Here is a 12,751-nt window from a genome sequence, read left to right on the forward strand (position 1 = left end):
GGGCTAGGCGGTTCAACCGCGGCAAGGTAGACATGAGCGAGTACCTCGGGGCGGGGAAGCACTTGGGTGAGTAGGAGGGGGAATACATGTCAGGACTTGCGATCGAGCCGCTGAACCCGGCGATCCTGCCGGCGGCGGCCGGGAACTACACGCACGGCGTCCAGGTCGACGGAGCCCGGCGGATGGTGTTCGTCAGTGGCCAGGTGCCGTGGGGCAACGAGCACGGCCGGGTGCCGGAGACCTTCGAGGCACAGTGCCGGATGGTCTGGCGGAACGTGCTCTCGGTGCTGTCCGAGGCCGGGATGGGGATCCGGAACCTGGTGAAGGTGACGACGTACCTGTCGGACCGGCAGTACCGCGCGCTGAACTCGAAGATCCGCGAGGAGGTCCTCGGCGCGCACGCACCGGCTCTCACGGTCATCATCTGCGACATCTACGCCGAGGACTGGCTCCTCGAGATCGACGCCGTGGCCATGGCCTGAGCGGTCCACTCGGTCCGGAAGTGGCTATGGAAAGCGTGCGTACGCCGCTCTAGCGTCGAGCGTATGAGGATTCGGGTTGTCGACGCCTTTGCTGATCGTCCGTTCGCCGGGAACCCGGCCGGAGTGTGTCTGCTCCCGGTCGGCGCCTGGCCGGACGAGTCCTGGATGCAGGCGGTCGCGGCCGAGCTGAAGCACGCCGAGACCGCCTTCGCGCGGCCGTCGGAACGGGCCGACGCGGACTGGGACCTGCGCTGGTTCACGCCGGTGAAGGAAGTGGTTCTGTGCGGGCACGCGACGCTCGCGACCGCACACGCGCTGGCGGCGGACGGGAAGGTGGCCGGCAAGGTCGCGTTCGCAACCCTGAGCGGCATCCTGATCGCGGAGGTGGCGGGGGACTGGATCACGCTCGACTTCCCGGTCAACCGGCCGATCGAGACGCCGGTCCCGGACGGCCTGGCCGCGGCGCTGGGTGTTGAGCCGGAGGCCGTCTACATCACCGGTGAGTTGCGCGACCTGATGGTCGTGGTGCCGGACGAGCCGACGGTCCTCGGCGTCACCCCGGACCTGCGGGCGATCGCCGAGATCACCGACCGGGAGAAGATCCGTGGTGTCACGGTGACCGCTGCGAGTGCGCAGTACGACTTCGTCTCGAGGTTCTTCGCGCCTGGGAGCGGAATCCCGGAGGATCCGGTGACCGGGAGTGCGCACACCGCGCTGGCGCCGTACTGGGCCGGGCGCCTCGGGCGGGACGAGCTGGTCGGCTACCAGGCGTCCCCCCGAGGCGGTGTCGTCCGGGTCGTGTCAGCCGGAGACCGGGTCTACATGAGAGGACAAGCGCTCACCGTGCTCGACGGTGAACTGCTCGTCTAGGCCCAGGTCTCGGCGTGCGTGGCCACACCGTTCGGGGCGATCAGCTCGGTGACCACGTCCTCGGCGTCCGCGTCCAGGGGCTCGAACGGGTGCTCCGGTACGACGTACGCGCGGGCGCCGGCCACCATCTCGATCCCGGGGAGCTCGAACCACGCTTCCCCGACCTCCCGGCTGATCTCGTAGATGGCCTGCTCGGCGGAGTCCACCGGCTCGGCCTCGACGCTCTCGTCGAGCTCCGCCGGGTGCCGTTCCTGCGCGGCCCGGCCGGCCTCGAGCAGCGCGTCCAGGTCGACCACGCGCAGGTCGAACCGCGACACCACGCTGATCACCTGGTCCTGCTCGATGTCTTCCTCGTCCTCGTCGTCGACCGCGTCGTCCAGCAGCAGAGGCGACGTACCGGTGTGCTCGAAGACGGCGTCGTTCCAGTCCTCGACGAGCTCCTCGAGGGCGGCGTTCTGCTCGTAGAGCGCGGACTGCTCCTCCTCGCCGGTCATCGCGAGCAGGGCGTCGGTGTGGGCCTGGAGACGCTCGGCGAGCTTGCGGCTCGCCTCGACGAGCGCGTCCCGGGTCTCCGCGGAGAAGAACTGCTCTGCGGGGGCGGTGGTGTCCAGTTCAGTCACGTGCTTGTTCTTCCCTTGTCCGTTGGTGGGAATGCCAGGCGTAAGTATGTGAGAAGCGTGTGAGAGCTCTGTCAGCGGGTGTGAGAGGGCTGTCAGAACACTCCTGAGCGGGCAGCTAGCGGTGTGCAGTGAACTCATGAGCACTTTTGCCACGAGGTGGAGCCGTCATGGCTGACGTCATCTATCTCGCCGTCACTGTCGTCGTGTTCGCCGCCATCTGGTACGCGCTGCGTGGAGTGGAGAAGTTGTGAGCGCCGAGAACATCGCCGGCCTGGTGGTCGCCGTGGCCCTGGTCCTCTATCTGGTCGCCGCCCTGATCTTCCCCGAGAGGTTCTGATGTCCGACACTGCGGCCGGCCTGTTACAGGTCGGCTTCCTACTCCTGTGCCTGGCCGCCGTCTACCGGCCGCTGGGCGGGTACATGGCCCGGGTCTACACGTCCGACAAGGACCTGCGGATCGAGCGCGGCGCCTACCGCCTGTTCGGCGTGGACGCGCAGGCCGATCAGACCTGGGGCGTCTACGCCCGGTCGCTGATCGCCTTCTCCGCACTCAGCCTGATCCTGCTGTACGTCCTGCAGCGCCTGCAGCACTGGCTGCCGCTCTCGCTGGGGCTGCCGAACGTCGAGTCGGGCCTGGCCTTCAACACCGCCGCGTCCTTCGTCGCGAACACCAACTGGCAGTCGTACTCGCCCGAGGTGACGATGGGCCACCTGGTCCAGTTCGCCGGCCTCGCGGTGCAGAACTTCCTGTCCGCGGCCGTCGGCATGACGGTGGCCGTCGCGCTGATCCGCGGCTTCGCCCGGGCCAAGACCGACCGGCTCGGCAACTTCTGGGTCGACCTGACCCGGACCACGCTGCGCATCCTGCTGCCGATCGCCGTCCTCGGCACCCTGGCGCTGGTCGCGATGGGCGTCGTCCAGAACTTCTCCGGCGGGCACGAGGTCGCCACAGTGGTCGGCCAGACGCAGACCATCCCCGGCGGCCCGGTGGCCAGCCAGGAGGTCATCAAGGAGCTGGGCACCAACGGCGGTGGCTTCTACAACGCCAACTCCGGTCACCCGTTCGAGAACCCGAACGGCCTGTCGAACCTGTTCGAGATCTTCCTGCTGCTGGTGATCCCGGTCTGCATCACCCGGACCTTCGGCCTGATGATCAAGGACAAGCGGCAGGGCTACGCGATCCTCGGCGTGATGGGCACGCTGTGGGCGGCGTTCACCTTCTCGGCCACCTTCTTCGAGAACCAGGGCGCCGGCACGGCCACCCGAGCCGCGGGTGCCGCGATGGAAGGCAAGGAGACGCGCTTCGGCGAATGGGCGTCCGCGCTCTTCGCCACCTCGACCACGGGTACGTCGACCGGTGCGGTCAACTCGGCGCACGACTCGTTCACCCCACTCGGCGGTGGTACGGCGCTGTTCCACATGATGCTCGGCGAGGTCACGCCCGGCGGCGTCGGCACTGGTCTGTACGGCATGTTGATCCTCGCCATCCTGACCGTGTTCGTCGCGGGCCTGATGGTCGGCCGGACACCGGAGTACCTGAAGAAGAAGATCACCGCGCGCGAGATGAAGCTCGTCTCGCTGTACATCCTGACGACGCCGACTGTCGTCCTGGCCGGTGCCTCTCTCGCGATGGGGCTGGCCGTGGCGCGGGCTTCGATCTTCAACACCGACAGTCCACACGGGTTCTCCGAAGTGCTGTACGCCTTCACCTCGGCCGGTAACAACAACGGCAGTGCGTTCGGCGGTATCAGCGCGAACATCCCGTTCTACAACACCGCTCTCGGGCTGGTGATGCTGCTCGGCCGGTTCGTGCCGATCGTGTTCGCGCTGGCCCTGGCCGGTTCGCTCGCGCAGCAGCAGCCGGTCCCGGTGACCCAGGGCACGCTGCCCACCCACAAGGCCCTGTTCGTGACGATGCTCGTCGGTGTCGTCCTGATCGTGACCGGCCTGACCTACTTCCCCGCTCTTACTCTCGGACCCCTCGCGGAGGGACTGTGACCACGCTCGTGAAGCCGCCTGTACCAAGGGCGGCGGCCGCCCCGAAGAGAGCAGCTTCGGGACTGTTCGATCCGAAGATGCTGCTCACTGCCCTACCGGATGCCCTGCGCAAGCTCGACCCGCGCGTGATGGTGAAGAACCCGGTCATGTTCGTGGTCGAGGTGGGCGCGGTCGCATCGACGATCTTCGCCTTCACCGACTCCAGCGTGTTCGTCTGGTGGATCGTGGTCTGGCTCTGGCTGACGGTGATCTTCGCGAACCTGGCCGAAGCGGTCGCGGAAGGCCGGGGCAAGGCCCAGGCCGAGACCCTGCGCCGGGCCAAGACCGAGACCACCGCACGCCGGCTGGTCGGCGACCGCGAGGAAGGCATCCCCGCGACGCAGCTCCAGCTCGGTGACCTGGTGGTCGTCGAGGCCGGCCAGATCATCCCCGGCGATGGTGACGTCGTCGAGGGTGTGGCCAGTGTCGACGAGTCGGCCATCACCGGTGAGTCGGCCCCCGTCATCCGGGAGTCCGGTGGCGACCGCAGCGCGGTCACCGGTGGCACCAAGGTGCTGTCGGACCGGATCGTCGTGAAGATCACCACCAAACCCGGTGAGAGCTTCATCGACCGGATGATCGCCCTGGTCGAGGGCGCGTCGCGGCAGAAGACGCCGAACGAGATCGCGCTGAACATCCTGCTCGCCAGCCTGACGATCGTCTTCCTGGTCGCCACGATCACGCTGCCGACGTTCGCGGCGTACGCGAAGACGAACCTGAGCATCGTGGTCCTGGTGGCCCTGCTGGTCTGTCTGATCCCGACCACGATCGGCGCGCTGCTGTCCGCGATCGGTATCGCCGGCATGGACCGGCTGGTGCAGCGCAACGTACTGGCGATGTCCGGGCGGGCCGTCGAGGCCGCGGGTGACGTGAACACGCTGCTGCTGGACAAGACCGGCACCATCACGCTGGGCAACCGGCAGGCGTCGGAGTTCATCCCGGTGCAGGGTGTGACGGACACCGAGCTGGCCGACGCGGCGCAACTGTCCAGCCTGGCCGACGAGACGCCGGAGGGCCGGTCGATCGTCGTACTCGCGAAGACCGGCTACGGACTGCGGGAGCGGCACACCGGAGAGTTGCCGCACGCAACCTTCGTGGAGTTCACCGCGCAGACCCGGATGAGTGGCGTGGACGTCGACGGCCGGCAGGTCCGCAAGGGCGCGGCCGGAGCAGTGAACGCGTGGATCCACCAGCACGGTGGAGTCGGCGACCCGCAGCTCGGCGAGATCGTCGACGGCATCTCGGCCTCCGGCGGTACGCCGCTGGTCGTCGCCGAGAGCGTCGACGGCAAGGCTCGCCCGCTCGGCGTGATCCACCTGAAGGACGTGGTCAAGGAAGGCATGCGGGAGCGGTTCGACCAGATGCGCGCGATGGGCATCCGGACCGTGATGATCACCGGTGACAACCAGCTGACCGCGAAGGCGATCGCCGAGGAGGCCGGGGTCGACGACTTCCTGGCCGAGGCGACGCCCGAGGACAAGATGGCGCTGATCAAGAAGGAGCAGGAGGGTGGTCGCCTGGTCGCGATGACCGGTGACGGCACCAACGACGCGCCCGCGCTGGCCCAGGCCGATGTCGGTGTGGCGATGAACAGCGGGACGTCGGCCGCCAAGGAGGCCGGCAACATGGTCGACCTCGACTCCAACCCGACCAAGCTGATCGAGATCGTCGAGATCGGCAAGCAGTTGCTGATCACCCGTGGTTCGCTGACCACGTTCTCGATCGCCAACGACGTCGCGAAGTACTTCGCCATCCTGCCGGCGTTGTTCGCGGCGGCGTACCCGGGACTGGACAAGCTGAACATCATGGGGCTGCACTCGCCGGAGTCGGCGATCGTGTCCGCCATCGTGTTCAACGCGCTCGTCATCGTGGCGCTGGTGCCGCTGGCGCTGCGGGGTGTCCGGTACAAGCCGTCGTCGGCCTCGGCGATGCTGCGCCGCAACCTACTCATCTACGGCGTCGGCGGCCTGATCACCCCGTTCGTCGGAATCAAACTCCTGGACCTGGTGATCTCCCTGATCCCCGGTCTTCGGTGAAAGGTTAGTTGTTCATGGCAAGCAATCTGCCCGGCTCGGTCCGGCAGTTCGGAGTGGCGCTTCGGGCGCTGCTCGTCTTCACGGCGGTCCTCGGGATCGTCTACCCGCTGGTGATGACCGGGGTCGCGCAGACGCTGTTCCACAGCAACGCGAACGGCTCGATGGTCAAGGTCGACGGCAAGGTCGTGGGCTCGGACCTGATCGGCCAGGCGTACACGATGGACAGCGGCAAGAAGGACTCCGACGGCAACGCGATCATGGTCGCGGACCCGAAGTGGTTCCAGACCCGGCCGTCCGCGGTCGACTACGACGGGATGGGGAGCGCGGCCTCGCAGTACGGGCCGAACAACCCGGACCTGGTCAAGCTGATCGACGAACGGCGGCAGGCCGTCGCGGAGCTGGAGGGTGTCGACCCGTCCCAGGTCCCGCCGGACGCGGTCACGGCGAGTGGCAGCGGTCTCGACCCCTCCATCAGCCCGGCGTACGCCGCTCTGCAGGTCAACCGGGTCGCCCGTGAGCGGGGTCTTCCGGTGGAGAAGGTGCAGCAACTGGTGAAGGAGAACACGAAGGGTCGCACCCTGGGCTTCCTCGGCGAACCCGCCGTCAACGTGGTCACGCTCAACAACGACCTAGCTGCCCTCTGAGAGCATGGACGTATGAGCAAGAGCGGCCGCGGGCATCTGCGGATCTACCTCGGTGCCGCGCCTGGTGTAGGGAAGACCTACAAGATGCTGGGCGAGGGTCAGCGCCGGCTGACCCGCGGCACCGACGTGGTGGTCGGGTTCATCGAGACCCACGGCCGGGAACACACCGCCGAGATGCTCGAAGGGCTGGAGACGATCCCGCGACGGATCATCGACTACCGCGGTGCCAGCTTCACCGAGATGGATATCGACGCCGTGCTGGCCCGGCGGCCGGAGGTGGCGCTGGTCGACGAACTGGCGCACACCAACGTGCCGGGCAGCCGGAGCGAGAAGCGCTGGCAGGACATCGAGGAGCTGCTGGCCGCCGGGATCGACGTGATCTCGGCGGTCAACATCCAGCACCTCGAGTCGATCAACGACGTCGTCGAGAAGATCACCGGCGTACCGCAGCAGGAGACGGTCCCGGACCGGGTGGTCCGGGCCGCCGACCAGATCGAGCTGGTGGACATGACGCCGGAGGCGCTGCGCCGCCGGATGGCCCACGGCAACGTCTACACGGCGGACAAGATCGACGCTGCCCTGGGCAACTACTTCCGGGTCGGCAACCTGTCCGCCCTGCGCGAACTCGCGCTGCTCTGGCTCGCCGACCGGGTCGACGCCGGCCTGCAGCAGTACCGCGCGCAACATGACATCGATTCGACCTGGGAGGCCCGGGAGCGCGTCGTCGTCGCGCTCACCGGCGGTCCCGAGGGTGAGACGCTGATCCGGCGTGCCGCCCGCATCGCCGCCAGGTCCGCCGGTGGGGACCTACTCGCCGTCCACGTCGCCCGCTCCGACGGCCTGACCGGCGCCGACCCGAAACGGCTCGCCGAGCAGCGCAATCTGGTCGAGAGCCTCGGTGGCACCTATCACCAGGTGGTCGGTGACGACATCCCGGCCGCGCTGCTGACGTTCGCCCGCGCCGAGAACGCGACCCAGCTGGTGCTCGGGGGCTCCCGCCGGTCCCGGTTGTCGTCGCTACTCACGGGTCCGGGGATCGGTTCCAGCACGATCCGCGATTCCGGTGACATCGACGTTCACATCGTCACCCACTCGCTGATGGGCCGCGGCCGGCTGCCGCGGTTGCGGGGCAGCCTGTCCCGGCGCCGCAAGGTCCAGGGCTTCATCCTGGCCATCGTTCTGCCGCCGGTGCTCGCCCTGGTGCTCGGCCTGGGCGGGGACAACCTCAACCTGACCAGCAACGTGCTGGCCTTCCTGCTGGCCGTGGTCGTCGTGGCCCTCGTCGGTGGGTTGTGGCCGGCCATGGTCACGGCGATCGGTGGCACCGTCGTACTGAACTACTTCTTCACGCCACCGAAGCGGACCTTCACGATCGCCGAGCTGAACAACGCGCTCGCCCTCGCGATCTTCATCCTGGTGGCCGCGATGGTCAGCTCGGTCGTCGACCGGGCGGCCCGCCGGACCAGACAGGCGGCCCGCGCGGCCGCCGAGTCGGAGACGTTGGCGACATTGGCCGGTTCCGTGTTGCGGGGCGAGACCGCTCTGCCCGCCCTGCTCGAACGGGTTCGCGAGGCCTTCGGGATGACCGGAGCCTGCCTGATGGAGCGGGTGGACGACGACGAGCTGACCGAGGTCTGGCGGCCGTTGGCGTCGGCCGGGACGATGACCTGCGGCCGGCCCGAGGAAGGCGATGCCGAGATCCCGGCCCGCGACAACCTGGTCCTGGTTCTCCAGGGCCATCAGCTGGCCGCGGACGAGCGCCGGCTGGTCGGTGCGTTCGCCGCCCACGCGGCTGCTTTGGTCGACAAGGCGCGGCTGAGCGAGGCCGCCGCCGAGGCGAAGCCGCTGGCCGAGGCCGACAAGCTGCGTACGGCGTTGCTCCGGGCGGTCGGCCACGATCTCCGCTCGCCACTCGCCTCGGCGAAGGCGTCCGTGACCAGCCTGCGCAGCGACGATGTGGAGTGGACCGAGTCCGAGCGCGCCGAGCTGCTGGAGACGGCGGACGAGTCGCTCGACCGGTTGTCGCGACTCGTGGACAACCTGCTCGACCTCAGCCGGCTGCAGGCCGGCGTACTGCCTGTCTTCACGCGGCCGATGGCGATGGACGAGATCATTCCCGGCGTCCTGGCCGAGCTGGGCGACGACGGCGACAAGGTCACGGTGGATATCCCGCACACGCTGCCGCTGGTCGAGGCCGACCCCGCGCTGCTGGAGCGCGTCATGGCGAACCTGCTGGCCAACGCGGTCCGTTACTCGCCGCCCGGACGGCCGCCGCTGATCACCGGGAGCGCGCTCGGCGACACCGTCGAGATCCGGGTGATCGACCGTGGACCGGGGATCCCGCGGCAGGACCGGGACCGCGTCTTCGCGCCGTTCCAGCGGCTCGGCGACACCGACAACACGGTCGGCGTCGGCCTCGGGTTGGCGCTGGCCCGCGGTCTGACCGAGGCGATGCACGGCACGTTGCAGCCCGAGGACACCCCGGGCGGTGGGCTGACCATGGTGGTGGCGATCCCGACCGCAACCCTGCGTCAGGCCGACGTGCCGGTGCCAGGGGCTCGGGAACGCTCCGAACCGGAGGTCCACGAATGACCAGGGTCTTGGTTGTCGACGACGAGCCACAGATCGTGCGGGCGCTGCAGATCAACCTGAAGGCCCGCGGCTACGAGGTTCATCTGGCCGGCAGCGGTACGGCGGCGTTGAAGGTGGCGGCGCAGCACCCGCCGGAGCTGGTCATCCTCGACCTGGGCTTGCCGGACCTCGACGGGGTCGACGTGATCCGTGGGCTGCGGGGCTGGACCGAGGCGCCGATCCTGGTGCTCTCCGGGCGGACCGATCAGACCGACAAGGTCGAGGCGCTGGACGCCGGCGCGGACGACTACGTGACCAAGCCGTTCGGGATCGACGAGCTGCTGGCCCGGATGCGCGCCGTACTGCGTCGCAGCAACATCGCGCAGGACCAGCCGGTGGTGACGGTGGGCAGTGCCACCGTCGACCTGGCCGCGAAGCGGGTCACCCTGGAGACGGGCGAGGACATCCGCCTCACCCCGACCGAGTGGCACCTGCTCGAGGTCCTGGTCCGGCATCCCGGCAAGCTGATGTCCCAGCGCCAGCTGCTCACCGAGGTCTGGGGCCCTGGCTACGAGACCGCCAGCGGCAACCTCCGTTTCTACATGGGCCAACTCCGCCGCAAGCTCGAGACCGACCCCGCCCGCCCCAAACACCTCCTGACTGAACCAGGAATGGGCTACCGCTTCGAGCCTTAAGTCCGGCTGATGGCTAGTCGCGCACGTCGTCCGGGTCGCTCGCGTTGACCGCATGGACGGCGACCACGTCGTGCCCGAGCCCGGACGCCACCGCGATCGCGTCCCGGGTCAGCTTGCTGACACCATTCACCGGTACGACGACGCGCGACCGCCGAGGATCCGGACGGTCGGGAACCCGGCCGAGCTCGAGCCGCTCGCCGATCCGCCGGTAGTTCCGCTGCACGGCCTGCATCAGTACGACGAGCGCCGGCAAGGCGATCGCGATCAGCCAGGCGCCGTCGGTGAACTTCGTCGCGGTGAGTACGACCGCGGCCACTCCGGTCAGAATCGCACCGAGGCCGTTCAGCGCCAGCTTGAACCGCCAGCCGGCCGGCCGCGCGTGCCACCAGTGCCGGACCATCCCGGTCTGCGAGAGCGTGAAGCCGACGAACACCCCGATCGCGAACAGCGGCACCAGTGTGTTCATGTCGCCGCGCGCCGCGATCAGCAGCACCGCCGACACGAGCGTGAGGAACCAGATCCCGTAGCGGTACACCTGCCGCTGACCACGCAGCCTGAAGATGTGCGGCACGAAGTGGTCCTTGGCGAGCAACTGCGCCAGCACCGGGAGCCCGCCGTGCGACGTGTTGGCCGCGAGCGCCAGCAGGATCACGGTCGAGAACTGCACGACGTAGTACCCGAAGCCGTGGCCGAGTGAGGCGTCGGCGAGCTGGGACAGCACGGTCACGCCCTCGACCGGCTTGATCGCGAACTTCTTGATCAGGACAGCCAGCCCGATCAGCATCGTCGCCAGCAGGACCCCCAGCACCAGCTCGGCCTGTTGGGCCCGGACCACGCGCGGCTTGCGGAAGCTCGGTACGGCGTTCGCGATCGCCTCGACGCCCGTGAGTGCGGCGCAGCCGTTGGCGAACGCCTTCAGCAGCAGGAGAACACCGATGGCGTGAATCTGACCGGCCTGCTCCGCGCTCGTGGTGGTGACCGCGGGTTCGCCGCGGAGCAGACCGGCCAGAATCACTGTCAGGATGGCCGCCACGAACACGGCCGTCGGCACGATGAACATCCGCGCGGAGTGCGCCACGCCCTTGAGGTTCACCGCGGTCACCAGGGCGAGGACCGCGAGGGCGAACCACACCCGGTAGCCGTAGAGCCCGGGTACGGCGGAGGTCAGCGCGGCGACCCCGGCGGCGACGGACACGGCCACGTTCAGCACGTAGTCGATCACCAGCGACGCGCCGGCGACGAGGCTCGCGCGACGACCCAGGTACCGCTTCGAGACGCCGTACGAGCCGCCGCCCTCCGGGAAGGCGCGATCACCTGCCGGTAGGACAGTACGAGCACGAGCAGCAGACCCGCGATCGCCAGCGTCACCGGCAGCGTCAGCCCGATTGCGCTCGCACCGCCGAGGGCGAGGACCAGAACGATCGCCTCTGGCCCGTACGCCACCGACGCCATCGCGTCCAGCGAGAGCGCCGCCAGACCACCGATCACACCAAGCCGATGCCGCTCGTCCGAGGAGACACTCACGCCTCCACCCTCAGGCTCCGGACCGGAATCGACCCCCGCTCCTCACAGCATCCTCATGCCACCGGCGCGAACCTCAACGCGGGCCTCACGAGTGTCTGTTTCGTTCAAGACCTCGGCCCGGATCTGCGCCAAGGTAGAGGCATGGACATCTTCACCGCAGGTCGTGATTTCGTACGCCGGGAGGCCCGGCTGGTCGAGAGCCGGTTGTTCGCCACGGTCTTCGAGGACGCCGACCCGCACGGCGTGGTCGACGCGCTGCGCGGATACCAGAACGCCGATGGTGGTTTCGGGCACGGTCTGGAGCCGGACAAGCGCTGCCCGGACAGCCTCGCGCTGGACGTGGAGGTCGCGTTCGACACCTTGCTCGCGGCGGGAGCCCGCGACGACGTGATGATCCGCCGGGCCGTGGACTGGCTGGGCCTGACCGCGAACTCCGACGGTGCGGTGTCGCTGTGTGCACCGGTCGTCGAGCAGTACCCGCGCGCCGAGCACATCAGCGAGTGGACCTACCAGCCCGGTCTCAACCCGACCGCGGGACTGGTCGGTCGCCTGTACAAGCTCGGCGTCGCGCATCCGTGGCGCGACAGGGCCGGAGCCTGGTGTGCGGCCGAGTTGGCCAAGGGCTTGCCCGAGGACGCCCACGGCCTGCATGAGGCGCTCGAGTTCCTCGAACACACCGACGACGCGGACATCGACCGGGTCCGGGACTGGCTCCCGAAGCTCCAGTGGTTCCGGGCCGACGCCGAGGACCCGACGTACGGCGTCACTCCGCTGCACCTCGCGTCGACACCGGACAGCTTCTGGTGCCCGCTCTTCACCGACGCCCAGCTGGAAGCCCACCTGGATCGCCTCGTCGCAGACCAGCAACCCGATGGCGGCTGGGCCATCACCTGGGAACCCCCGGGCCCCGCCTCCACCATGGAGTACCGAGGCATCGTCACCGTCGGTGCCCTCCGCACGCTGAAGGCCTACAACCGCATCTGAAGACAGCGAAGGCCCTCCCCGGGTGCCGGGGAGGGCCTTGTTCTGTGCTTTACCGCTCTTCGCGGAAGTCGACGTGCTGCCGCAGCGCGGGGTCGTACTTGCGGATCACCAGCCGGTCGGGATTGTTCCGGCGGTTCTTCCGCGTTACATAGGTGAAGCCGGTGCCCACCGTGCTGCGGAGCTTGACGATCGGGCGGAGGTCGTTGCGCTTGGCCATACTGTCCTTTCCCGGATCACCTGGCGGGTGACCCTCGCAGGTGAGAACGCCGGCGGGGTGGCCGCTATTCC

At 68.7% G+C, this 12,751-nt stretch carries 13 protein-coding genes; 9 read left to right on the forward strand and 4 right to left on the reverse strand.

The genetic code is table 11. The features are described from left to right. Positions 1 to 86: 86 nt before the first annotated feature. Positions 87 to 482 (forward strand): RidA family protein, encoded by a 396-nt coding sequence (locus AB0E63_RS05070; protein ID WP_360361567.1) that lies wholly within the window; start codon positions 87 to 89, stop codon positions 480 to 482. A 63-nt stretch (positions 483 to 545) separates the two neighbouring features. Continuing rightward, on the forward strand, positions 546 to 1,352 hold the full coding sequence (locus AB0E63_RS05075) for a PhzF family phenazine biosynthesis protein (protein ID WP_360361570.1): 807 nt from the start codon (positions 546 to 548) through the stop codon (positions 1,350 to 1,352). On the opposite strand, the gene AB0E63_RS05080 is transcribed toward AB0E63_RS05075, so the two are convergent. Beyond that, positions 1,349 to 1,972 (reverse strand): hypothetical protein, encoded by a 624-nt coding sequence (locus AB0E63_RS05080; RefSeq protein WP_360361572.1) that lies wholly within the window; start codon positions 1,970 to 1,972, stop codon positions 1,349 to 1,351. The genes AB0E63_RS05075 and AB0E63_RS05080 overlap by 4 nt on opposite strands. Before the next feature lie 247 nt (positions 1,973 to 2,219). Here AB0E63_RS05080 and kdpF point away from each other — a divergent pair, with 247 nt between their 5' ends. The 6 genes from kdpF (at position 2,220) to AB0E63_RS05110 (ending at position 9,955) form a co-directional block, all read left to right on the forward strand. Then, the gene (kdpF, locus tag AB0E63_RS05085) at positions 2,220 to 2,309 is read left to right on the forward strand and encodes a K(+)-transporting ATPase subunit F (RefSeq protein ID WP_131363646.1); all 90 of its coding nucleotides are present in this window, start codon (positions 2,220 to 2,222) and stop codon (positions 2,307 to 2,309) included. Continuing rightward, on the forward strand, positions 2,309 to 3,970 hold the full coding sequence (kdpA, locus tag AB0E63_RS05090; protein ID WP_360361575.1) for a potassium-transporting ATPase subunit KdpA: 1,662 nt from the start codon (positions 2,309 to 2,311) through the stop codon (positions 3,968 to 3,970). Before kdpF ends, kdpA begins: the two co-directional genes overlap by 1 nt. A gap of 62 nt (positions 3,971 to 4,032) precedes the next feature. Further along, on the forward strand, positions 4,033 to 6,045 hold the full coding sequence (gene kdpB, locus AB0E63_RS05095) for a potassium-transporting ATPase subunit KdpB (RefSeq protein ID WP_360361658.1): 2,013 nt from the start codon (positions 4,033 to 4,035) through the stop codon (positions 6,043 to 6,045). A gap of 14 nt (positions 6,046 to 6,059) precedes the next feature. Further along, positions 6,060 to 6,689 carry a K(+)-transporting ATPase subunit C gene (gene kdpC, locus AB0E63_RS05100; protein ID WP_360361578.1) on the forward strand — a complete coding sequence of 210 codons (630 nt, stop codon included), beginning with the start codon at positions 6,060 to 6,062 and terminating at the stop codon, positions 6,687 to 6,689. A gap of 12 nt (positions 6,690 to 6,701) precedes the next feature. Further along, the gene (locus AB0E63_RS05105; RefSeq protein WP_360361580.1) at positions 6,702 to 9,281 is read left to right on the forward strand and encodes a DUF4118 domain-containing protein; all 2,580 of its coding nucleotides are present in this window, start codon (positions 6,702 to 6,704) and stop codon (positions 9,279 to 9,281) included. Then, positions 9,278 to 9,955, forward strand: coding sequence for a response regulator (locus AB0E63_RS05110; RefSeq protein WP_360361583.1), 678 nt, complete (start codon positions 9,278 to 9,280; stop codon positions 9,953 to 9,955). Before AB0E63_RS05105 ends, AB0E63_RS05110 begins: the two co-directional genes overlap by 4 nt. A 13-nt stretch (positions 9,956 to 9,968) precedes the next feature. Here the strand turns inward: AB0E63_RS05110 and AB0E63_RS05115 are convergent, their stop codons facing one another. After that, complete coding sequence (locus tag AB0E63_RS05115; RefSeq protein WP_360361661.1) at positions 9,969 to 11,216, reverse strand: APC family permease; 1,248 nt, start codon at positions 11,214 to 11,216, stop codon at positions 9,969 to 9,971. After that, a complete protein-coding gene (locus AB0E63_RS05120) occupies positions 11,174 to 11,479 on the reverse strand; it encodes a hypothetical protein (protein ID WP_360361586.1) in 306 nt (101 codons plus the stop codon). The genes AB0E63_RS05115 and AB0E63_RS05120 overlap by 43 nt, the downstream gene beginning before the upstream one ends. 141 nt (positions 11,480 to 11,620) lie before the next feature. Between AB0E63_RS05120 and AB0E63_RS05125 the strand changes: the two genes are divergently transcribed. Beyond that, complete coding sequence (locus AB0E63_RS05125) at positions 11,621 to 12,463, forward strand: hypothetical protein (RefSeq protein ID WP_360361589.1); 843 nt, start codon at positions 11,621 to 11,623, stop codon at positions 12,461 to 12,463. A 49-nt stretch (positions 12,464 to 12,512) separates the two neighbouring features. Here AB0E63_RS05125 and rpmG read toward each other — a convergent pair whose 3' ends face one another. Next, positions 12,513 to 12,680: a 50S ribosomal protein L33 gene (gene rpmG / locus AB0E63_RS05130; RefSeq protein WP_360361592.1), complete on the reverse strand. Its 168-nt coding sequence runs from the start codon at positions 12,678 to 12,680 to the stop codon at positions 12,513 to 12,515. Positions 12,681 to 12,751: the final 71 nt, after the last annotated feature.

The sequence above is a fragment of the Kribbella sp. NPDC026596 genome (genome assembly GCF_040638415.1).
Classification (GTDB): Bacteria; Actinomycetota; Actinomycetes; order Propionibacteriales; family Kribbellaceae; genus Kribbella.

Excerpts from the sequence above, each read along its gene's own strand:
- AB0E63_RS05075 (WP_360361570.1), top strand. The coding sequence starts at position 546 with ATGAGGATTCGGGTTGTCGACGCCTTTGCTGATCGTCCGTTCGCCGGG.
- AB0E63_RS05110 (WP_360361583.1), top strand. The coding sequence starts at position 9,278 with ATGACCAGGGTCTTGGTTGTCGACGACGAGCCACAGATCGTGCGGGCG.
- AB0E63_RS05070 (WP_360361567.1), top strand. The coding sequence starts at position 87 with ATGTCAGGACTTGCGATCGAGCCGCTGAACCCGGCGATCCTGCCGGCG.
- AB0E63_RS05105 (WP_360361580.1), top strand. The coding sequence starts at position 6,702 with ATGAGCAAGAGCGGCCGCGGGCATCTGCGGATCTACCTCGGTGCCGCG.
- rpmG (WP_360361592.1), bottom strand. The coding sequence starts at position 12,680 with ATGGCCAAGCGCAACGACCTCCGCCCGATCGTCAAGCTCCGCAGCACG.
- AB0E63_RS05125 (WP_360361589.1), top strand. The coding sequence starts at position 11,621 with ATGGACATCTTCACCGCAGGTCGTGATTTCGTACGCCGGGAGGCCCGG.
- kdpA (WP_360361575.1), top strand. The coding sequence starts at position 2,309 with ATGTCCGACACTGCGGCCGGCCTGTTACAGGTCGGCTTCCTACTCCTG.
- kdpC (WP_360361578.1), top strand. The coding sequence starts at position 6,060 with ATGGCAAGCAATCTGCCCGGCTCGGTCCGGCAGTTCGGAGTGGCGCTT.